The 21785-nt window shown below is 41.0% G+C and carries 26 protein-coding genes; 14 read left to right on the forward strand and 12 right to left on the reverse strand.

Annotation, left to right across the window (positions count from 1 at the left end; genetic code table 11):
* Nucleotides 1–98 precede the first annotated feature (98 nt).
* On the forward strand, nucleotides 99–1505 hold the full coding sequence (locus tag PSE72_RS09340) for an FAD-dependent oxidoreductase (RefSeq protein WP_198641642.1): 1407 nt from the start codon (nucleotides 99–101) through the stop codon (nucleotides 1503–1505).
* Between the two features lie 72 nt (nucleotides 1506–1577).
* Here PSE72_RS09340 and sspB read toward each other — a convergent pair whose 3' ends face one another.
* From sspB to zapE, 5 genes are all read right to left on the reverse strand, one after another.
* Nucleotides 1578–2069, reverse strand: coding sequence for a ClpXP protease specificity-enhancing factor (sspB, locus tag PSE72_RS09345; protein ID WP_371021305.1), 492 nt, complete (start codon nucleotides 2067–2069; stop codon nucleotides 1578–1580).
* 7 nt (nucleotides 2070–2076) lie between these two features.
* Entirely contained in the window at nucleotides 2077–2718 is a 642-nt protein-coding gene (sspA, locus tag PSE72_RS09350; protein ID WP_004908304.1) for a stringent starvation protein SspA, read from the reverse strand.
* A gap of 537 nt (nucleotides 2719–3255) precedes the next feature.
* Nucleotides 3256–3648, reverse strand: a complete 393-nt coding sequence (gene rpsI / locus PSE72_RS09355; protein ID WP_004258235.1) for a 30S ribosomal protein S9 — start codon at nucleotides 3646–3648, stop codon at nucleotides 3256–3258.
* A 14-nt stretch (nucleotides 3649–3662) separates the two neighbouring features.
* Nucleotides 3663–4091 (reverse strand): 50S ribosomal protein L13, encoded by a 429-nt coding sequence (rplM, locus tag PSE72_RS09360; protein ID WP_004258237.1) that lies wholly within the window; start codon nucleotides 4089–4091, stop codon nucleotides 3663–3665.
* Between the two features lie 307 nt (nucleotides 4092–4398).
* Entirely contained in the window at nucleotides 4399–5529 is a 1131-nt protein-coding gene (zapE, locus tag PSE72_RS09365; RefSeq protein WP_117162555.1) for a cell division protein ZapE, read from the reverse strand.
* 355 nt (nucleotides 5530–5884) lie between these two features.
* On the opposite strand from zapE, the gene zapG reads away from it, so the two are divergent.
* The 3 genes from zapG (at nucleotide 5885) to degS (ending at nucleotide 9242) form a co-directional block, all read left to right on the forward strand.
* Nucleotides 5885–6289 carry a Z-ring associated protein ZapG gene (gene zapG, locus PSE72_RS09370; RefSeq protein WP_004908297.1) on the forward strand — a complete coding sequence of 135 codons (405 nt, stop codon included), beginning with the start codon at nucleotides 5885–5887 and terminating at the stop codon, nucleotides 6287–6289.
* Nucleotides 6290–6667: 378 nt separating this feature from the next.
* Complete coding sequence (locus tag PSE72_RS09375; RefSeq protein WP_004908295.1) at nucleotides 6668–8062, forward strand: Do family serine endopeptidase; 1395 nt, start codon at nucleotides 6668–6670, stop codon at nucleotides 8060–8062.
* A 115-nt stretch (nucleotides 8063–8177) separates the two neighbouring features.
* Nucleotides 8178–9242, forward strand: a complete 1065-nt coding sequence (gene degS, locus PSE72_RS09380) for an outer membrane-stress sensor serine endopeptidase DegS (protein ID WP_109911684.1) — start codon at nucleotides 8178–8180, stop codon at nucleotides 9240–9242.
* Between the two features lie 107 nt (nucleotides 9243–9349).
* Here degS and murA read toward each other — a convergent pair whose 3' ends face one another.
* From murA to mlaF, 7 genes are all read right to left on the reverse strand, one after another.
* Complete coding sequence (murA, locus tag PSE72_RS09385; protein ID WP_115167915.1) at nucleotides 9350–10612, reverse strand: UDP-N-acetylglucosamine 1-carboxyvinyltransferase; 1263 nt, start codon at nucleotides 10610–10612, stop codon at nucleotides 9350–9352.
* A gap of 52 nt (nucleotides 10613–10664) precedes the next feature.
* Nucleotides 10665–10919 (reverse strand): BolA family iron metabolism protein IbaG, encoded by a 255-nt coding sequence (ibaG, locus tag PSE72_RS09390; RefSeq protein WP_004258269.1) that lies wholly within the window; start codon nucleotides 10917–10919, stop codon nucleotides 10665–10667.
* Between the two features lie 222 nt (nucleotides 10920–11141).
* Nucleotides 11142–11432, reverse strand: coding sequence for a lipid asymmetry maintenance protein MlaB (gene mlaB / locus PSE72_RS09395; RefSeq protein WP_109911682.1), 291 nt, complete (start codon nucleotides 11430–11432; stop codon nucleotides 11142–11144).
* A 1-nt stretch (nucleotide 11433) separates the two neighbouring features.
* A complete protein-coding gene (gene mlaC, locus PSE72_RS09400; RefSeq protein ID WP_004908281.1) occupies nucleotides 11434–12063 on the reverse strand; it encodes a phospholipid-binding protein MlaC in 630 nt (209 codons plus the stop codon).
* A gap of 35 nt (nucleotides 12064–12098) precedes the next feature.
* Nucleotides 12099–12602, reverse strand: a complete 504-nt coding sequence (gene mlaD, locus PSE72_RS09405; RefSeq protein WP_102137924.1) for an outer membrane lipid asymmetry maintenance protein MlaD — start codon at nucleotides 12600–12602, stop codon at nucleotides 12099–12101.
* A 3-nt stretch (nucleotides 12603–12605) separates the two neighbouring features.
* Nucleotides 12606–13388: a lipid asymmetry maintenance ABC transporter permease subunit MlaE gene (gene mlaE / locus PSE72_RS09410; protein ID WP_004908276.1), complete on the reverse strand. Its 783-nt coding sequence runs from the start codon at nucleotides 13386–13388 to the stop codon at nucleotides 12606–12608.
* A 6-nt stretch (nucleotides 13389–13394) separates the two neighbouring features.
* Nucleotides 13395–14198, reverse strand: coding sequence for a phospholipid ABC transporter ATP-binding protein MlaF (gene mlaF / locus PSE72_RS09415; protein ID WP_004908275.1), 804 nt, complete (start codon nucleotides 14196–14198; stop codon nucleotides 13395–13397).
* A gap of 479 nt (nucleotides 14199–14677) precedes the next feature.
* Here mlaF and kdsD point away from each other — a divergent pair, with 479 nt between their 5' ends.
* The 10 genes from kdsD (at nucleotide 14678) to npr (ending at nucleotide 21713) form a co-directional block, all read left to right on the forward strand.
* A complete protein-coding gene (gene kdsD / locus PSE72_RS09420; protein ID WP_004908272.1) occupies nucleotides 14678–15646 on the forward strand; it encodes an arabinose-5-phosphate isomerase KdsD in 969 nt (322 codons plus the stop codon).
* A gap of 14 nt (nucleotides 15647–15660) precedes the next feature.
* The gene (gene kdsC, locus PSE72_RS09425; protein ID WP_004908270.1) at nucleotides 15661–16221 is read left to right on the forward strand and encodes a 3-deoxy-manno-octulosonate-8-phosphatase KdsC; all 561 of its coding nucleotides are present in this window, start codon (nucleotides 15661–15663) and stop codon (nucleotides 16219–16221) included.
* Nucleotides 16222–16237: 16 nt separating this feature from the next.
* On the forward strand, nucleotides 16238–16813 hold the full coding sequence (gene lptC, locus PSE72_RS09430) for an LPS export ABC transporter periplasmic protein LptC (RefSeq protein ID WP_004908267.1): 576 nt from the start codon (nucleotides 16238–16240) through the stop codon (nucleotides 16811–16813).
* Nucleotide 16814: 1 nt separating this feature from the next.
* Nucleotides 16815–17375: a lipopolysaccharide ABC transporter substrate-binding protein LptA gene (gene lptA, locus PSE72_RS09435; protein ID WP_004908264.1), complete on the forward strand. Its 561-nt coding sequence runs from the start codon at nucleotides 16815–16817 to the stop codon at nucleotides 17373–17375.
* Between the two features lie 5 nt (nucleotides 17376–17380).
* Complete coding sequence (lptB, locus tag PSE72_RS09440; RefSeq protein ID WP_004908261.1) at nucleotides 17381–18106, forward strand: LPS export ABC transporter ATP-binding protein; 726 nt, start codon at nucleotides 17381–17383, stop codon at nucleotides 18104–18106.
* 41 nt (nucleotides 18107–18147) lie between these two features.
* A complete protein-coding gene (gene rpoN / locus PSE72_RS09445; protein ID WP_115167916.1) occupies nucleotides 18148–19593 on the forward strand; it encodes an RNA polymerase factor sigma-54 in 1446 nt (481 codons plus the stop codon).
* 22 nt (nucleotides 19594–19615) lie between these two features.
* The gene (hpf, locus tag PSE72_RS09450; RefSeq protein ID WP_004258306.1) at nucleotides 19616–19903 is read left to right on the forward strand and encodes a ribosome hibernation promoting factor; all 288 of its coding nucleotides are present in this window, start codon (nucleotides 19616–19618) and stop codon (nucleotides 19901–19903) included.
* Between the two features lie 93 nt (nucleotides 19904–19996).
* Entirely contained in the window at nucleotides 19997–20464 is a 468-nt protein-coding gene (ptsN, locus tag PSE72_RS09455; RefSeq protein WP_004258311.1) for a PTS IIA-like nitrogen regulatory protein PtsN, read from the forward strand.
* Between the two features lie 119 nt (nucleotides 20465–20583).
* A complete protein-coding gene (gene rapZ, locus PSE72_RS09460; RefSeq protein WP_004258318.1) occupies nucleotides 20584–21435 on the forward strand; it encodes an RNase adapter RapZ in 852 nt (283 codons plus the stop codon).
* Nucleotides 21436–21440: 5 nt separating this feature from the next.
* Nucleotides 21441–21713, forward strand: a complete 273-nt coding sequence (gene npr, locus PSE72_RS09465) for a PTS phosphocarrier protein NPr (RefSeq protein ID WP_004258320.1) — start codon at nucleotides 21441–21443, stop codon at nucleotides 21711–21713.
* Nucleotides 21714–21785 lie beyond the last annotated feature (72 nt).

The following is a 21785-nucleotide window of genomic DNA, read 5'->3' on the forward strand; positions in this document are numbered from 1 at the left end:
AACAATAACGCTATTGTTCCTTGAGCAAGACCGCTAAAATCAAAGAAAAAGCCCCTGCTATCTCAAGTAAAATCAGACAAAATTCAGTAAGGAATGCCATGAATTCAAATATTTTCGCTTCCCAACGTCGCGAGCCGTCCAAAAAAGCGCTGGCAATCCGCAAAATAGCGTTTACTGAAATCTATGCGCCCGATAATGCAGTCGATGCACAACAGCAAGCGAGCCGCTGTCTATCTTGTGGTAGCCCATTTTGTGAATGGAGGTGCCCACTACATAATCCAATATCAAAGTGGCTCAGGCTTGCTGCTGAAGGAAAAATTATCGAAGCTGCTGAATTATCTCATCATACCAATAGTTTACCTGAAATTTGTGGGCGTGTTTGCCCACAAGAAAAACTGTGCGAATTAGCATGTGTACTTAATGATACAATCGGTTCTATCACTATCGGTCATATTGAGCGGTATATTAATGATACTGCTTTTGCGATGGGGTGGCGCCCAAACCTTTCCCATATTAGCCCCGTTAACAAGCGTGTCGCCATTGTTGGCGCAGGCCCGGCGGGTCTTTCTTGCGCCGATGTGCTTATTCGTAATGGTGTAAATGTCGTCGTTTTTGATAAGCACCCTGAAATAGGTGGGCTACTAACCTTTGGTATTCCGTCATTTAAGCTAGAAAAGGAACTGATGATCCAACGACGGGAAATATTTACAGAAATGGGCATTCAATTTCAATTAAATACCGAGGTAGGTATAGATGTCTCTCTAGATGAGCTTCTTTGCAGTTATGACGCCATTTTTATTGGTACAGGTACTTACCAAGCAATTCGAGGCAACTTACCTAAAAAATCGATTCAGGGCGTTTTTGAAGCACTTCCCTATCTAATCGCAAATACACGCCATTTAATGCAACTTCCCATCTCTAAAAACGAACCCTATGTTAATTTACACTCAAAAAGAGTTATCGTATTAGGAGGTGGAGATACCGCGATGGATTGTGTACGTACCGCTATTCGTCAAGGCGCAAAGCAGGTTAGCTGTCTCTATCGTAGAGATGAACAAAGTATGCCAGCCTCACAAAAAGAAGTCGCCAATGCGTTAGAAGAAGGCACTCAGTTCCATTTTAATATACAAGTCACTGAATTTGTCGTTAATGAGCAGCAACAACTTATAGGCGTTTATGCCACTCGTACACAAAATGGCGAATTAGAAAATGGTCGTTATCAAGTAGAACTACTTGAAGATTCAACCTTTTTTATCGAAACCGACACCATAATTGTCGCTTATGGATTTGCCCCTCATAACCAAACTTGGTTAGAAAAACCGTTAATTAAGCGTGATAAGTATGGTCATATTTTAGCAAACCGTAATAGCCGATTTCCGTTTCAAACTTCTCATGAAAAAGTATTTGCCGGAGGGGATATAATCAGAGGCTCAGATCTTGTTGTGACTGCTGTTGCTGATGGGCGTAATGCTGCCGAAGGTATTTTATTATTTCTAGAAGTTTAATTTCTCATTGATATAAAAAAACAGAGGGTTTTGCCCTCTGTTGATTAATATACTGTTAACCTGACCAATGGATTATTTGACAACCCTTAATGAAGGCCGACCTTTTGGTGGCCGCGGTGGCTCATCATCTGATGGCTCATGTGAATTTTCATCCACAGATTCAGCTTCATGAACTAAAGCAATGTTGTCTTCAAGCTCTTCAACTTGTTCAAAACCTGCTGATAACTCTGCATCATACGCAGCTTCAGGCTCAAACATCATTCCAGCCCCATTTTCACGTGCATATACCGCCATAATTGCGGCCATTGGGACATAAACTTGGCGAGGTATTCCACCAAAGCGAGCATTAAAACGCACTTCTTCATTGGTTATTTCAAAATTACCAACAGCTCTTGGCGCAACATTCAATACAATTTGCCCATCACGAGCAAATTCCATAGGAACGTTAACAGCAGGAACGGTGACATCAACCACCAAATGCGGAGTCATATCGTTATCGAGCAACCACTCATAGTGAGCGCGTAACAAATAAGGGCGACGTGGTGACATTGCTGTCATTTCCATCATTCTTTTAGCCTCTTGTAGACAAACGCATTTCGCGCTCAGATTCAGTCAACGATGCTAAAAATGCGTCACGTGCAAATACACGTTGCATATACAACTGCAAGTATTTGCTACTAGATGGGTTCAATTCAATACCAAGTACAGGTAAACGCCATAGTAACGGCGCTAAATAGCAATCTACGAGACTAAATTCTTCACTCATGAAGAATTCCATTTCAGCAAAAACAGGTGAAACCGCGATCAGCTCTTCAGATAGTTGACGGCGGGCATTTGCTGCCTCTTGCGCACTACCGTTCTCTATTTTGCTCATTAATGAATACCAATCGCTTTGAATACGGTGCATCAATTGACGACTCGTCCCACGTGCAACTGGGTAAACAGGCATTAATGGTGGATGAGGAAAACGCTCATCAAGATATTCCATGATAATGTGTGGGTCATAGAGAGTCAGGTCACGATCGACTAATGTTGGAACACTCTGGTATGGGTTGAGATCGATCAGATCTTGAGGCAGATGACCGGGTTCAACATGTTCAATTTCAACACTTACCCCTTTTTCAGCCAGAACAATCCGTACCTGATGGCTAAAAATGTCAGTAGGGCCAGAGAACAATGTCATTACCGAGCGTTTATTAGGAGCGACAGCCATTAAAACCTCCAAAATACAAAATGGACGAAATGTAATTAATTTTTAATTACCCATTACCCATTTTAAAATCCCCTGTGTTTAACTTTCATTTATCCATATTGGAAGTCAACACAACCCTCCCGCACAGTAAAGGCGAGAAATGCGAAATAAAAAAACAGGGGCGTATTCTAACAGATTTTGTACAACTTAGGGGGGCTACATCGAAAAAATCATAGATTTATTTCATTTTAAGGATAAAATAGTAAAAAATTTAGAGTTATAACAATATAAAAACAAAAAAATACAGAATAAAAACCTTAAAGTTAACTCTATAGTTTGGACTATGTTTAATTAAAGTATCTCAGTATCGCTCACTAGTGATTATTTTAGACTAAATTATGATGTTTAACTTTAGATTATATTCGTTCTTTTATAAAGAGTCATAATTAGACACTGTTACCTGTCATAAATAATAAAAATGTAAGTAAAACAATAGGCAATAAAAAACCCGCCATAAGACGGGTTTTTTCATCAATTTTATACCCAAAGGGTAATAAATTAACGTTTGGAGAACTGTGGACGACGACGTGCTTTGCGCAGACCCACTTTTTTACGTTCAACAGAACGCGCATCACGGGTAACGAAACCAGCTTTACGCAGATCAGAACGAAGAGTCTCATCATAAGCCATCAGTGCACGTGTAATACCGTGACGGATTGCGCCTGCCTGACCTGAAATACCACCACCTTTAACAGTGATGTACAGATCCAGTTTTTCCAACATTTCAACCAATTCTAACGGCTGACGAACTACCATGCGCGCAGTTTCGCGACCAAAGTATTGTTCCAGTGTACGTTGATTGATTGTGATGTTACCGCTACCCGGCTTAATAAAGACACGAGCAGATGAGCTTTTGCGGCGACCAGTGCCGTAGTATTGATTTTCAGCCATTGCTATAATCCCGATTAAATGTCAAGAACTTGCGGTTGTTGAGCCGCGTGGTTGTGCTCATTACCTGCGTAAACTTTCAGTTTACGGTACATTGCACGACCCAGAGGTCCTTTTGGCAACATGCCTTTAACCGCGATTTCAAGCACACGCTCAGGACTGCGAGCAATCATTTCTTCGAAAGTTGCTTGCTTGATTCCACCTACATGGCCAGTATGGCGATAGTAGATTTTGTCTTCGCGTTTATTGCCGGTAACAGCAATTTTTTCTGCATTCAGAACGATGATGTAATCACCAGTATCCACGTGCGGAGTATATTCCGCTTTATGCTTACCGCGCAGACGGCTAGCAATTTCAGTTGCAAGACGGCCTAAAGTTTTGCCATCTGCATCAACAACGTACCAGTCGCGTTTTACGGTCTCTGGTTTAGCTGTAAAAGTTTTCATTAAAACTTACCCAATATTGAAGTTACACGTTGGTGAACACTCATGTTCATAAGCTTTCTGAGGTTCACACGACTCTTTGTCCAGTAAACCTACCCCTTCGAGCAGCCTAACTGGCATTAATGCGTTATTTTTTGGGAAATAAAAAACAACGCTGTAACGTGGGGTCGCAAGATTATAGAGAAGTCAGAAACAAAAATCGACCCCAAATGCATTTTTTTTACGTTTGCTCAAATAAACATCGCATCTTGTATTTAAATTATGCGATTTAGATGATTTGTTCGCTAACAACTCGGTTTTATCGTTAACCTTAAGTTAAATGCGGTATTTTCAGGTACTCTTCACTTTGCATTTCTTGCAATCGAGATAAGCAACGTTGGTATTCGAATGCTAACAATTGCCCCTGATACAGCGATTCCATTGGCACTTCAGCGTTAATCACTAATTTAACTTTTCGTTCGTAAAACTCATCAATTAACGCTAAAAACCGCCGAGCCGGGTTTTCATCGTTGGTTCCCATCACAGGTACATCGTACAGTAAGACGGTGTGATAACAGTTGGACAGGTAAATATAGTCATTTTGACTACGAGGCTCCTCACACAATACTTTGAAGCCTATCGCAAGAACACCTTCTGCAGCACGGATAACGGGCATTTTTCGGTGGTTAACCTCTAAAACAGGGTTCACCTCACCTTCTTTTCCTGCCAATTTCACAAACACCTCATCAAGATGTTGTCGGTTTTCATGGTTAATTGGCGATAAAAATAAATGTGCTTGCGTTAAAGTTCTTAAACGGTAATCAATACCTGCATCGACATTCATCACATCACAGTATTTTTTAATTTGCTCAATCGCAGGTAAAAAACGTGCCCGCTGCAAACCATTTCGATAAAGATTATCAGGGATGATATTTGAAGTGGCGACAAGAGTGATGCCCCGAGCAAAGAGCCCTTCTAGTAAAGTGCCTAGGATCATAGCGTCTGTAATATCTGACACAAAAAATTCATCAAAACACAAGACATCTGTTTGTTTTTTAAACTCATCCGCAATGATATCTAGTGGGTTCTCTTGCCCTTGCAGTGCCATCAAATCTTCTTGTACTTTTTTCATAAAGCGATGAAAATGTAAGCGAAGTTTACGCGTACCCGGTAAACTTTCATAAAACATATCCATTAGCCACGTCTTTCCACGCCCCACCCCGCCCCACATATATAGCCCTTGTATGGGGACAACCGGTACTGTTGACGTTTTACCTAGAAGGCGGTTAAAGCGCTGCTTTAAACCTGAAGGCTTATCTTGTAAAGTGGAAGAGGTTGCATCAACAAGCTGCTGATATATTTTATCTAGGCGTTCTACAGCGAGCTTTTGTACGTCATCTGGCTGATAGTTTCCATCAGCTAGCGCTTGTTGATAACGCATTATAGGGGTCATCGGCGACATTAACTGAATAATCCTTAAAAATTTTTCGGTTTTTTTACCGTTATTTGATATACACTGCCTTTATTATAACCAGATTCAGTTATCATTTAACTTTCGGTTAACGAGCCGCTATAGAGTAAGGAAATTCGATTTAAGATTCCACTCTTAATATCTTAATAAGTTGTTGACTAATTTAGCCTGTCTAATTCAAAGCTTGTCGATTTTGTCATCACTTAACTAGTCAAATTACAATATGTTAAGACGCTTTACTTGACGCTTACATGCAACTTGAATTATTTAAGGTATAGTAACGGTAACAACACTACGTTTCTGCGAACATTGAATCTGTGAACATTGAAGTAATGAAGGAGTCAGCATGACCTGGGAGTATGCATTAATCGGATTGATTGTGGGTTTTATCATCGGTGCATTAGTTGTGCGCTATGGCAACCCAAAGCTTCGCCAGCAAAAAACAGCGCAGGCTGAGCTAGACAAAAAAAGTACTGAACTTGAAGAGTACCGTAAAGAGCTTGTGAGCCATTTTGCTCGTAGCGCAGAATTATTGGATAAAATGGCGCGTGATTACCGTCAGCTTTATCAACACATGGCACAAAGTTCGTCTGAATTAATGCCTGATATGCCAGCGCAAGACAACCCATTTAACTATCGTTTAACCGAATCTGAAGCAGATAACGATCAAGCGCCAGTTAAAATGCCACCAAGAGATTACTCAGATGGTGCATCGGGTCTTTTCAGGCCTATCGAAGAGAAAGAGAAGTAAGTTTTTATCTTTTATCACCAGTAAGCACCACTTACTGGTGATTTTCTACCAAATACACTAAATTTAGTCGCTTTCCGTGTATCTTTCATGATTAAATTTTTATTTAATAATTCTGAACAAGATTTCCATCCAAATATAAATTAATAATTTATTTACCTACTGTATAGAAGTTATGGTTTCACTTAAGTTGCATGTAAATAGATGTAAAAGAGTGGATATTCGCTACCCGTAAGGGGAACTTTTGCGCATAATCGGTAGTCATAGTCATCAGTAAAATTGAATCTGATACCAACCAATATTATCTCAACGCATTGTGTTTATTCTAAAATTGTATTTACAATGAGTTGATAATTTATTCTTGAGAGAATCGACTAAATTATGAAAAGAAAAAACTTTTTTCTTACCGCGGTAGCAATGAGTTTAGGTTTATCTTTAGCGGCTATCCCTGCCGTAAGTAGCGCAGCATTACCTGCAACTTTACCTGCAACAGCACAAAGCCAGAACATGCCTAGCTTAGCTCCAATGCTTGAAAAAGTATTGCCTGCTGTAGTTAATATTCACGTGTCGGGTACGCGCGTACAAAACCAGCAAATTCCAGAAGAACTTAAATTCTTTTTTGGCCCAAATGTACCACAACAGCAACAAAGCGTACGTCCATTTGAAGGCTTAGGTTCGGGGGTCATTATTGATGCTCAGCAAGGTTATATTTTAACCAATAACCATGTTATTGATGGCGCTGACAAAATTCAAATTCAATTAAATGATGGCCGTGAAATTGCCGTTAACTTAATTGGTAAAGACCCGCAAACAGATATCGCGTTATTGAAAATCAGTAATGCAAAAGATATCAAAAACTTAACAGCTGTTAGTATTGCAGACTCCGACAAATTACGTGTGGGTGATTTTGCGGTTGCCGTCGGTAACCCATTTGGTTTAGGGCAAACAGCGACATCAGGCATTATCTCCGCATTAGGCCGTAGCGGTTTGAACCTTGAAGGTCTAGAAAACTTTATCCAGACCGATGCTTCCATTAACCGTGGTAACTCTGGTGGCGCACTCGTTAACCTAAACGGTGAATTAATCGGTATCAATACCGCAATCTTAGCACCTGGCGGCGGTAATATCGGTATCGGCTTCGCGATCCCAAGTAATATGGCTAAAAACCTTAGCGAGCAGTTAATTAAGCATGGTGAAGTAAAACGCGGGATCTTAGGTATCAAAGGTACTGAAATGAACTCCGATATCGCTAAAGCATTCAATATTGATGCACAGCGTGGCGCTTTCGTGAGCGAAGTTTTACCTAAATCATCCGCAGCTAAAGCAGGCATTAAATCCGGTGACGTTTTAGTCTCTGTTGATGGTAAACGTATTAATAGCTTTGCAGAGTTAAGAGCTAAAATCGGTACTAGCCAAATTGGTAAAGAAATTACTATTGGCTTGATTCGCTCAGGTAAACCAATGGAAGTCAAAGTGGTTCTCGAGAACGACGAAGGCTCTGCAACTAAAGCCGAAAAATTGAGTGAATCTTTATTAGGTGCAACGATTTCGAATGCAACGGTAAGCAACACCAAAGGTGTTCAAGTTGATAGCGTCGCGCCTAAATCACCGGCGGCTGCCATTGGCCTAGTAAAAGGCGATTTAATCTTTGGTGTCAATGACGCTCGTGTTGAGACGATTGAACAATTCCGTAAGATTATCGATGCTAAACCTCCGGTATTAGCCATGAAAGTATTGCGTGATGGTGAAACCTTATATTTACTGATGAGAAATTAATTCATCAAAAACCATCTGAAAACCAATAAAACAGGTACAGTATCACTCTGCTGTACCTGTTTTTTTATGTTATGCTCTGAACATGTTTAAGCAATAACTAAATATTCTATATCCTATGGTGAAGAAGCTAACTTTATCTGTCATGCTTGGCCTGTTGACTGCATTGATTATTATCGTTGCGGTTCCTTCTTTGCGCCCTCAAGGTTTAGCCGACTTATTATATGGTAAAACAAATAGTGAGCCCGTCAGTTATAATAAAGCGGTACGTCGTGCTGCACCTGCAGTGGTCTATGTTTATAGCAGTTCAAAAGGCAGTTTTTCTCAATCAGGACGTGAATTAAAATCCCTCGGTTCAGGTGTGATCATGAGCCAAAATGGCTACATCATCACGAATAAACATGTGGTTGATAACCCAGACCAAATTTTAGTGGCTTTACAAGATGGTGCTATTTTTGATGCCCTCCTAGTTGGCTCAGACCCATTGACTGACCTCGCCGTATTGAAAATTGATGCCGATAACTTACCTGTTATTCCAATTAATACGCAACGAGTCACTCATGTTGGTGATGTCGTACTGGCAATTGGAAATCCTTATAACATAGGTCAAACCGTTACTCAGGGGATTATCAGTGCGACAGGTCGTGTTGGGTTAAGCTCTACTCGCCGACAAAACTTTCTTCAAACCGACGCCTCAATCAACTCAGGTAACTCTGGCGGAGCATTAATTAATACCGAAGGTGAGTTAGTAGGCATCAACACGCTTTCTTTCACTGCAGGTCAAGGCATTAGTTCTGAAGGGCTAAGCTTTGCTATTCCTACCGCACTAGCCACCAAAATCATGGATAAGCTAATTCGTGATGGCCGAGTGATCCGCGGTTATATTGGTATTACCGCACGCGAATTGCCTCAAATTAGGTCAAATAACAATAATATCAATCAAATACAAGGCTTACGGGTTTTCCAAGTTGCCCCAAATGGGCCAGCGGCTAAGGCTGGTATACTGCAAGGGGATATTATTTTATCGGTTGATGGTAAACCGGCTATTTCAGCCGCGGAAACTATGGATTTAGTTGCAGAAATCCGTCCCGGAAGTAAAACGGCAGTACAAATTTTACGAGATGGCGAAATTAAAAATATTGATGTGATTATCGAAGAAATTCCTGAAGAACAGGCTGGGTAATCATTAGAAATACATTTGCATAAAAAAGGTTGTTCGATATCGAACAACCTTTTTTGATTCATCGAATAGGTAAATAAAGCCACCAGCCTATTTACCTTATCAAGGTATTAATCATCTGAGTGCACGCGCTGAATATCAGCACCTAAACCACGTAGTTTATCTTCGATATGCTCATAACCACGGTCAATATGATAAATACGGTCAACTGTCGTTGTCCCTTCCGCAATACAACCCGCTATAACTAAACTCGCAGAAGCTCGTAAATCCGTTGCCATCACCTGTGCACTGGTTAATTTTTCAACACCATGACATAACACAGTATTACTTTCAATTTCAGCATGAGCCCCCATACGGATTAGCTCAGGGATATGCATAAAACGATTCTCAAAAATCGTTTCAGTGATCATGCCAGCACCATCAGCAACAAGATTAAGTAAGCTAAACTGTGCTTGCATATCCGTTGGGAACCCTGGGTGTGGCGCCGTACGTAATGTCACTGCTTTCGGGCGTTTGCCTTCCATATCTAGGCTAATCCAGTCATCACCTATTTCAATTTTAGCTCCTGCTTCACGCAATTTAGCTAACACCGCATCTAAAGTATCTGGACGAGCATTACGACAGATAACCTTGCCGCGCGAAACCGCGGCTGCAATTAAAAATGTTCCCGTTTCAATACGGTCAGGTAGTACTTTATAAACACCCCCACCTAAACGTTCAACACCTTCAATAACAATACGGTCAGTCCCTGCACCCGTAATTTTTGCACCAAGGGTATTTAAGAAATTAGCAGTATCTTCAATTTCAGGTTCACGTGCCGCATTTTCAATTGTTGTGGTTCCTTCAGCTAAAGTCGCAGCCGTCATAATAGAGACTGTCGCACCCACACTGACTTTATCCATCACAATGCAAGCACCTTTTAAGCGGCCATCGACCGTTGCTTTTACATAACCATCTTCTAAAGCAATCTTTGCGCCTAATTGCTCTAAACCTGAAATATGTAAATCAACTGGACGAGCACCGATAGCACAGCCACCTGGTAAAGAAACTTCACCATGACCAAAACGAGCGACCAATGGCGCCAAAGCCCAAATGGATGCACGCATGGTTTTAACAAGGTCATAAGGTGCACAGTATGTCGTTACAGTGCTTGCATCGACGTACACTGAGCCATTGCGTTGTACTTTAGTACCAAGTTGATTCAGTAATTTAATCGTTGTGTCGATATCCCTCAAATGAGGGACATTCTGTATTTCTACTGGCTCTTCAGCCAACAGAGCAGCGAACAGAATTGGTAATGCCGCATTTTTTGCGCCAGATATAGTGACCTCACCCTGTAAGCGGGTTGGTCCTTTAACTAAAAACTTATCCATTCAAGTATTCTCGTATGTCGAATTTTACAGTCTGTTCGCTTAGGCTTTGTAATCAAAGGCCACTAAGTTTACGATCGCGCTCCCATTGCGCAGGGGTGTACGCTTTAATAGACAAAGCATGAATGCGGTTATCCGCAATATACTCCATTAAAGGCGCATAAATTGCTTGCTGTTGCTTAACACGGCTCATACCGTCAAACATGTCACCGACCGCGATAACCTGAAAGTGGCTACCATCACCAGTAACAATAGCCTCATTCAGAGACAATTTTTCCATCAATACTTGCTTAATTTCGTTGGTATCCATAATGACTCAATTTATTAATTATTTGTGATTTATAATTTTACTCTAAATAGTGCAAATTGCATGCATAGCATACAGAGGCATCGCAATAAGAACAGTCAGAGCTCAATCCTCTATCCTAAAGGATTAGGCTTAACACTTAAACCAAAGAAAACGCCTCTCGTGCCGAAAAGCACATAGAGGCGCTTATTTTTACATAACTTGACCCAATTTAGGATATTTAACCTAATTGAGGATAACCCCTTGAACCCCGTATAGCTCAATCAATGTGTTCAAGTTATCACTGACACCGGTTATATTCAGTGAACGGTTTTTAGCTTGGAATTCACCTTTTAAGCGAACTAGCATCGCCAACCCTGTTGAGTCAACATGTTTGAGACCAGAAACATCTATATTTTCAATGCGTTCCAGCGATGAGTCTTTTTTATCCCAAAACGACATTAGCGAATCACGGTCTAACGTCCCGGTGAGATAAAGTGTTGTTTCATTGAGTTCCCATGCTAACAACTGACTCATATTACTTTTTCTCTTCTAAAGTAATTGGCGCTTTTGCACTGATTTCTAACTGTTTTGTTAAGCCATCGACACCTTGCTTACGTAAAATATCACCCCACTCATTTTGCTTAGTCGTGATCATACTCACGCCTTCTGCAATCATGTCGTAAGCTTGCCAGTAACCTGTTTTACTATTTTTACGCCATTGGAAATCTAAACGGACGGGAGGACGGCCGTTGGTATCAACAATAGTCACGCGAATGGCGACAATGTTTTTATCTCCCAACGGTTGCTCTGGGGCTATTTGATACGTTTGGCCATGGTACATTGCCAATGCTTGACCATAGACTTGTTCGAGGTAATCTTCAAATGCGTTGAAATAAGCCTCACGCTGTGCTGGAGTTGCCCCTTTATAATAGGTTCCTAACACCAAAGCCCCTGCATATTTAACTTGTACATAAGGTAATAATTCCTCACGAACAATTGTTCTAAGATACTCGGGGTCTTGCTTAATTTTCGGTTGCTCTGATTTCAAGCGGTTAAACGTTTTCGCCGCCGCTTCATCCATTAATTTATAAGGGTTGGTTTGGTCTACTGCCATGGCAAATGGCGCGATTGCCAACATAGCAACCATCATTAAACGTTTAAACATAATTCATTCCTTTATTCTTCAAAGGGAACACCAAATTACTGTGCAGTTGACTCTGGCTCTGCACCTTGGCTATCACCACTTTTATATAAAAACTGGCCAATTAAGTCTTCTAATACCATAGCCGGCTTAGTATCTTCAAGACGCCCGCCATTTTTTAAGATTGCGATACCTAATTCTTCGTCATCTGGACCAATATTCATCGCAATATATTGTTCTCCCAACAACCCTGACGTCCGAATTGATAGTGAGCTCGAATCAGGAATATTGTCGTATTCACTCAATAAATCAATTTTAACTTCAGGAACATAGTTCTTTTTATCTAGCGTGATACTGGCAACTCGACCAATCACCACACCACCCACTTTGATTGGCGAGCCTTCTTTTAAGCCACCAATATTTTCAAAAGATGCTGAAATTTGATAGGTGGATTGGCTTCCTATCGATTTTAAATCAGCGACTTTTAAACACAAAAAGATAATTGCGGCAATCGCCAGCAACATAAAACAACCAACCCATATTTCACTTTTTTTACTTTGCATGACTTAGTTCCCAAACATCAGTGCGGTAAGTACGAAATCCAGTCCTAAAACAGACAATGACGCATGCACAACTGTTCTTGTTGTAGCTTGGCTTATCCCCTCCGAAGTTGGGATGGCATCATAGCCATTAAATAATGCGATCCAAGTAACTGTGATAGCAAAGACTAAGCTTTTAATCACACAGTTGACTAAATCTAGCCGCCAATCAACGGAAGATTGCATTGAAGCCCAGAAAAAGCCTTCATCAATCCCCTTCCAGTCAACCCCAACTAGTGCGCCACCTAAAATACCGACAGCAACAAAAATTAGAGATAACAACGGCATACTAATAAAACCAGCCCAAAAACGTGGCGCGATGACGCGCCTTAGAGGGTCAACCGCCATCATTTCAAGGCTAGAAATCTGTTCTGTCGCTTTCATTAAGCCAATTTCAGCAGTTAATGCAGAGCCCGCTCGTCCAGCAAACAACAATGCGGTTACAACAGGGCCTAACTCACGCAATAGTGAAAGCGCCACCATCATACCTAAGCTAGCTTCAGCACTAAACGTCGTGAGAACCAAATAGCCTTGTAACCCCAAAACCATCCCAATAAATAACCCAGAGACAGCAATGATCAGCAATGATTGCACACCAATGGCGTACAATTGCTTCATCAGTAATGGCCATTGTTTACGAAACTCTGGTTTACCGAGTAAGGCGCGAAACAGCATGTAACCTGCTCGACCAAACGCGGAAAATATATCAATCCATCGGCGTCCGAAGCCTGCTATCGCCTTTAATATCATTTTATTTTACCCTAATAAATCAGCCAGATAATCATTGGCGGGAAAACGGAATGGAACAGGCCCATCAGCAATGCCATCAAGGAATTGTCGTACACGAGGGTCTTGGTTTTCTCGCAATTCTTCACCCGTTCCCTGAGCAATGACATGCTGCTGCGCAACAATATAAGCATTATCTGCGATACTCAATACCTCTGGAACATCATGGGAAACCACGACACAGGTGACACCCAGCGCTTGATTAAGCTCATCAATCAATTTAACCAAAACCCCCATAGTAATCGGATCTTGGCCGACAAAAGGTTCATCAAACATGATTAAATCTGGGTCAAGCGCGATAGCACGTGCTAACGCAGCACGCCGTGCCATACCTCCTGACAACTCAGATGGCATTAATTGAGCAGCGCCACGTAAACCAACCGCCTCTAGTTTCATCATCACCGTCGTATGAATCAGCGATTCTGGCAAGTTAGTGTGCTCACGTAGAGGGAAAGCCACGTTATTAAATACGTTCATATCCGTGAATAACGCCCCGGATTGAAACAGCATGCTCATCTTTTTACGAGATTGATACAGCTTTGAGCGTGACAACGCTGGAATATTGTCGCCATCAAACCAAATTTCACCTTCATTTGGCCGTAATTGCCCACCAATCAAGCGCAGTAATGTGGTTTTACCAATCCCTGATGGCCCCATAATTGCCGTAATTTTTCCACGAGGAACCGCCAGATTAATATTTTCAAATATTTTCCGGCTTCCACGAGTAAAGGACATGTTCCGTACTTCAATTAAGTTGTCTGTCTGTGCTTGCATTGTTAAATAACTCGTTATACACCACGCGTAAATATTTTTTATCCGTTCAGATGTTACCGAAAGATAAACTGAAAATCGTCAAATATCACAACAAAATAGAATTTATAGTATTATAGCGTTGAAAATATGACTTTTAGTGTTACAACCCTGTTTTTACCTTCAGATAACAGAGAAAAAACAATATAATTTACTTATAGTCAGCAAAAGCTTTCACTATTAACAGCAGATAGCTCTTAGAATGTTGTGATTTACCTAGCTTGAGGATACTCGAATTTGCCTATCCATTTTTGGTTCAAGATGCTAATGAAATCGTCTTGTACGTATTAAATTCTACATCGAAGTCCCGAAAAATACTCATTAAGTATAAAACTAACATTAAAAATAGCTTAACTGACAAAATACTTACTGATACCAAGTATTCGTTATACAATTTAATTTCGCTAATCCGATTAACTTAAAAGCTACGCATGGAACTAGAAATGTCAAACTTCGATTTTCAGAAAGTAGGTAAAGAAGTTCTCCATATCGAACACGAAGGTTTAAAAAACCTAGAACAATATATCAATACTGACTTTGACCGCGCTTGCCAGCTCATTTTTAACTGTGAAGGTAAAGTCGTCGTAATGGGAATGGGGAAATCGGGGCATATTGGCCGTAAAATTGCCGCCACACTAGCGAGTACAGGAACACCATCATTTTTTGTTCATCCGGGAGAGGCCAGTCACGGTGACCTTGGGATGATTACTCATAACGATGTTGTGTTAGCCATTTCAAATTCTGGTGAGTCAGGAGAAATTTTAGCCTTACTTCCTGTTTTAAAAAGAATTAAAGTGCCTTTAATCTGTATGACTAACAATCCTGAAAGTAATATGGGAAAATATGCAGATGTTCATTTATGTATCAAAGTCCCTCAAGAAGCCTGTCCATTGGGGCTTGCTCCTACCACGAGTACAACAGCTACACTCGTGATGGGAGATGCATTAGCGATAGCCTTATTAACCGCCCGCGGCTTCACTGCGAATGATTTCGCACTTTCGCATCCGGGTGGCGCACTTGGGCGCAAACTTTTACTCCTCGTTCGTGATTTAATGAATACGGGTGATGAAATCCCCCATATTCCTAAAAGTGCGTCTTTACGCGAGGCTTTAGTGGAAATTACCCGCAAAAAACTGGGTATGACCGTTATTTGTGATGATGATATGAATATTGAAGGTATTTTCACTGATGGGGATTTACGCCGTATCTTTGATATGGGAATCGACCTGAATAACGCTAAAATTGCTGATTTAATGACCCCCGGTGGAATTCGAGTATCACCAACCATGTTAGCGGTTGAAGCGCTTAATTTAATGCAATCTCGGCATGTGACTTCGTTATTAGTTGCAAATGATAACAAATTAGTTGGTGTGCTACATATGCATGATCTGCTTCAAGCAGGTGTTGTATAACATAAGGAAATACCATGACGTCTACCTTGTTGGAAACCTGCTATGGCCCTGTTGCCAATACTGTTTTAACCAAAGCAGAAAAAATCAAATTATTGATCTGCGATGTTGATGGTGTCATGTCTGATGGCTTGGTCTATATGGGAAATAATGGCGAAGAACTCAAAGCCTTTAATGTCCGTGACGGCTATGGGATACGTTGCTTATTAACTTCCGGTATTGAGGTCGCCATCATTACAGGAAGAAAAGCGAAGCTTCTTGAAGATAGGGCCCAAACATTAGGCATTACATATCTTTACCAAGGTCAAAGCGATAAGCTTTTGGCGTATCACGAACTGTTAGATACACTACAATTATCAGCTGAAGAAATAGCTTATATTGGGGACGATCTGATTGACTGGCCTGTTATGGCTAAAGTAGGCTTATCCGTCGCCGTCGCGGATGCCCATCCTTTGTTATTACCGCGAGCGGATTATGTGACTCGCATTGGCGGAGGAAAAGGCGCAGTCCGCGAACTTTGTGACCTTATTTTGCTTTCTCAAGGCAAACTGGAAGAAGCAAAAGGTTTATCAATATAACGAATAGATTGAATTCATGAGCAATGCGAAGAAGTGGTTAATTATTATTTTATCCTTGGTTGTATTAGGGCTTATCGGCTGGAATTTAGCAGGTAGTGATTCTGACAACCAAGAGGATAAAGTAATTAATGATGGTCAACCTAATTATCAAACTGATGATTCAGTGACTTTTGTCTATAATCCAACGGGTAATTTAGCGTATAAACTCGTTTCAGATAAAATAGATAACTACACTGAAGGAAAAATCACGTGGTTTTCAAAACCGGTTCTAACCACTTATAACGAAGCGGGCGAGCCAACTTGGACGGTTAAGGCTTTCAAGGCTAGGTTAACGAACGATAGAATTCTCTATTTATATAGCGATGTTCAGGTTGATAGCTTAACCAAAGACTCGCAGATCCAACGAATTACAACTGAGAGTGCAGTTGTCAATTTGACAACACAAGACGTTTCATCTGATGATAAAGTGACCATTATTGGACAAGGTCTCAATTCTACCGGTATGAAAATGAAGGGAAACCTTCGTACAAGAACGGCTGAATTAATCGAAGATGTTAAAACTCATTATGTGTTACAACCAGAAGAGCATTAAAATGAATCAAGTAACTAAGAAACGTTTTATTCAAGGAGCTGTTGCCAGTGCAATCTTGGCTCTTAGCCTACCTGCAATGGCATTAAAAAGTGATACGCAGCAGCCAATGACGATTAATTCGGTCAAACAATCTCTTGATTTAGAAAAAAACGTCACCACCTTTACTGATGATGTTGTTATTAAACAAGGTTCTATTGATATCAGAGCCAATAAAGTGGTTGTAACACGTCCAAGTAGTGACTCGGATAAAATTGTGATTGAGGCCTTTGGTACCCCGGTTACCTTTTACCAATTACAGGATGATGGCAAACCAATTAAAGGCCATGCCAGCAAAGCCCGTTATGAGGTCGATAAACAGCTCGTCACCTTAACAGGCAATGCTTATCTTGAGCAGTTAGACAGCAATATCCAAGGTGACAAAATTACCTATTTGGTTCCTACGCAGCAAATGGAAGCATTTAGTGATAAAGGTAAACGCGTCACCACTGTAATACTGCCAGCCCAATTGCAAGAAAAAGGCCCAGCAGCGAATAAAAATTCATCAGCAAGTAAGAGTAAATAACTGTTATGGCTACACTAACCGCTGAAAATCTAGCTAAAGCCTATAAAAAACGTAAGGTCGTTGAAGATGTCAGCCTGGAAGTTAAATCAGGAGAAATCGTTGGCTTGTTGGGACCAAACGGTGCCGGTAAAACCACAACCTTTTATATGGTTGTGGGTATTGTTCAGCGGGACGCTGGCAAAATTATGATTGATGGTGAAGATATCAGCCTTCTACCACTGCATGAACGTGCTCGTCGTGGAATTGGCTATCTTCCTCAAGAAGCCTCAATTTTTCGCCGCCTCAGCGTTTATGATAACTTAATGGCTGTGTTAGAAATTCGCGAAGATTTGAGCTCCCAGCAACGTAAAGAACGTGCTGAGGAATTGATGGAAGAATTTAGTATCACCCATCTTCGGGACAGTATGGGGCAGTCGCTATCCGGTGGGGAACGCCGCCGTGTGGAAATTGCGCGTGCACTTGCTGCTAACCCAAAATTTATTTTATTAGACGAACCTTTTGCGGGTGTAGACCCTATTTCCGTCTTAGATATCAAAAAAATCATTCAGCACTTAAGAGATTACGGCCTCGGCGTTTTAATTACCGACCATAATGTGCGGGAAACCTTAGATGTGTGTGAAAGAGCCTATATTGTCAGCCAAGGGCACTTAATTGCGCATGGGTCACCAACCATGATCTTAGAGAACGAACAAGTGAAACGTGTATACTTAGGTGAAGGTTTCCGGTTATAAATTATCGTGTTGTCATTTTTTAGGGAGAATAAAACAGATTCATGAAGCAAAGTTTGCAGCTTAGAGTCAGTCAACAACTTGCAATGACCCCTCAATTGCAGCAAGCTATCCGCTTGTTGCAGCTGTCTACACTTGAGCTTCAGCAAGAAATTCAACTTGCCTTGGAAACCAACCCACTTCTTGAACAAGAAGAGTTGAATTCCGAGTCCGAATCTATTGACTCCCTAAATGAAAATACCGATACCAGTGAACTCGACACCAAAGACGCTCTTGAAAATCATGATATGCCAGATGAGCTCCCTTTAGATGCTGATTGGGATGAAATATATACGGCAGGAACACCGTCAGGGACCAGTAACGATTATAGTTTTGATGAACTGCCTGTTTATCAAGGTGAAACGACACAAACGCTGCAAGATTACTTGACATGGCAAGCTGAGCTGACCCCTTTTACTGACACAGACAGGGCAATCGCTACTGCCATTATTGATTCAATAGACGATTCCGGTTATCTGACAACAGCAATTTCTGATATACATGAAGGGATTGATAACCCTGAAATTAGCATAGAAGAAGTCATCGCTGTCCTAAAGCGTATTCAGCATTTCGACCCGCTGGGTGTTGCAGCACAAGATTTAAAAGAGTGTTTATTAATCCAATTGTCGCTGTATCCTCAGCAAACTGATGGGCTACAAGATGCAAAGCGCATTATTAGTAACCATATTGATTTGCTGGCTAACCGTGATTTTCGCCAGCTGGGTAAATTAACTCGCTTAAAAGAAGATGCACTAAAAACCGCGATAAACCTGATTTTAACGCTAAATCCAAAACCCGGCCAATCCATCAATACTGGGGAATCAGAATACGTCATTCCTGATGTTTTAGTGAAAAAAATTGCTGGACACTGGCAAGTTGAGTTAAATACAGATAGCATCCCTAAACTAAGTATTAATAACCATTATGCTTCAATGCTAAATAATTCAGCAAATGAAGATGACTCGCAATATATTCGTAGTCATCTGCAAGATGCAAAATGGTTGATTAAAAGCCTTGAAAGCCGCCACGAGACACTCTTAAAAGTCGCGACTTGTATTGTAGAACAGCAACAAGAATTCTTTGAGCTGGGTGAGGAATATATGAAACCGATGATACTGGCCGATATCGCCTATCAAGTGGACATGCATGAATCAACCATCTCACGAGTAACAACTCAAAAGTTTCTCCATAGTCCACGAGGCATTTTTGAGTTGAAGTATTTTTTCTCCAGCCATGTTAATACGGACACAGGTGGCGAAGCCTCCTCAACCGCAATTCGAGCATTGGTGAAAAAACTGGTTGCTGCTGAAAACCCAGCAAAACCATTGAGTGACAGTAAATTGACGAGTATGCTGGCAGAACAAGGCATTCAAGTCGCTCGCAGAACTGTTGCTAAGTATCGAGAATCGTTATCCATTCCGCCCTCTAACCAGCGTAAGCAGCTGGTTTAATTGATAAAATAAGGAAGATTGTATGGAATTTCAGATTACTGGACACAATATTGAAGTTACTCCTGCATTGCGCGAGACTGTTGAGAAAAAACTCAAAAAATTGGAGCAATTGTTTGATCGTATTAATGGTATCCAAGTTGTCTTGAAAGTTGAAAAAGTTCAGCAAATTGCTGAAGCAACCGTGCAAGTTAATGGAGCGGATCTCCACGCATCAGCGGAAGAAAACGATATGTACGCTGCTATAGATATACTCGTAGACAAACTGTCGCGCCAATTAACCAAACATAAAGAAAAACTGAGACAACATTAATACATTGACGCGGCTTATTAATTAGCCGAATAATGTTTCAAACCAGATGGTGGGATACATCATCTGGTTTTGTAGTCCTAAGTGAACAATAAAATGAATAGTGATATAGAAATCCAGTTAAACGTTGTTTTATCATCAGCCTGTACACGTAATAATATTGTGTGCACCAGTAAAAAAAGAGCTTTAGAAATTATTAGTGAGCTGGCTGCCGTTGAATTGGAATTACCTGAAAATACGGTATTTGAAGCGTTATTAACCAGAGAAAAAGTTGGCACAACAGGTATTGGCGGCGGTATTGCCATTCCTCATGGAAAGCTGAACGAAGGTGAAAGTAGCCGTGCTGTCGGTGTCTTTTTACATTTAGAAGAGCCGATTGCTTTTGATGCAATTGATAACCAGCCTGTTGACTTGCTTTTCGCTTTACTCGTGCCATCAGACCAATGTAAAACGCACCTGCATACGTTGTCGCTTATCGCCAAAAAACTAGCCGATAAAACGCTCTGTAAACGCCTGCGCAGTGCACAAAGTGATGAAGAGCTATACAGCATAATTACAGAGTAAGCGATAAATTATGTATCTTGCCATATGCAAATGATATTGTTATGGTTTCTAAGTAATATTAATTGGCAAGTACTGCTTTTCAAGAAACACATTATTAAGAAACAAAAGGGAGCAAGCTCATGGTGCTGATGATAGTCAGCGGCCGTTCCGGTTCGGGGAAATCCGTTGCCTTACGTGCGCTGGAAGATATGGGTTTCTATTGCGTAGATAACCTACCGGTTGTATTACTGCCGGAGTTAGCGAATTCACTGGCTGATCGTAATATTTCAGCAGCGGTAAGCATCGACGTGCGTAATATGCCCGACAATCCAGAGATTTTCGAAGAAGCGATTGATAAATTACCATCAACCTTCTCTCCTCAATTATTGTTTCTAGATGCCGACCGTAACACGCTTATACGTCGTTACAGTGACACTCGTCGGTTGCACCCACTTTCAAGTAAAAATCTTTCGCTTGAAAGCGCAATAGATGAGGAAAATGAGCTACTTGAACCTTTACGCTCTCGTGCTGATTTAGTTATTGATACTTCAGAAATGTCCGTTCATGAATTAGCTGAAATGCTAAGAACACGTTTGATGGGCAAACGTGAGCGTGAACTGACAATGGTGTTTGAATCCTTTGGTTTCAAACATGGTATTCCTATTGATGCCGATTATGTATTCGATGTGCGTTTTTTACCAAACCCGCACTGGGATCCGAAATTACGCCCAATGACAGGTCTTGACCGGCCCGTTGCTGCATTCTTAGATAGGCATACTGAAGTCCATAACTTCATCTACCAAACTCGTAGTTATTTAGAATTATGGCTACCGATGTTAGAAACCAATAACCGTAGCTATTTAACTGTTGCGATTGGCTGTACAGGAGGGAAACACCGTTCAGTATACGTCGCAGAACAACTTGCCGATTATTTCCGTTCCCGTGGTAAAAATGTGCAGTCACGCCACAGAACATTGGAAAAGCGTAAATAACAGCAATGACCGTAAAAGCCACAATAACGCTCAAAAATCGGCTTGGGATGCATGCACGGCCTGCCATGTTACTCTATGATTTAGTTAAACAATTTAACTCTAGAGTTATTTTGCGTAATAATAATCAAATTGAGGCGGAGGCCGATAGCGTTATTGCGATGTTGATGTTAGACTCAGAACAAGGCAGTAAGATTGATATCGAGGTTAGCGGTCCGGATGAAAATCAGGCCTTGTCTGCAATTATCAACCTATTCGAAAACAGGTTTGACGAAGAATAGTTGATGAAATGATGAAAAATAGCAGAGTTTCAAGCTAGCTATAGCATGTCAATCAGTAGATTTTTATCTAGG

Origin of the sequence: Providencia sp. PROV116 (genome assembly GCF_028482485.1) — a bacterium.
Taxonomy (GTDB): Bacteria; Pseudomonadota; Gammaproteobacteria; order Enterobacterales; family Enterobacteriaceae; genus Providencia; species Providencia rettgeri.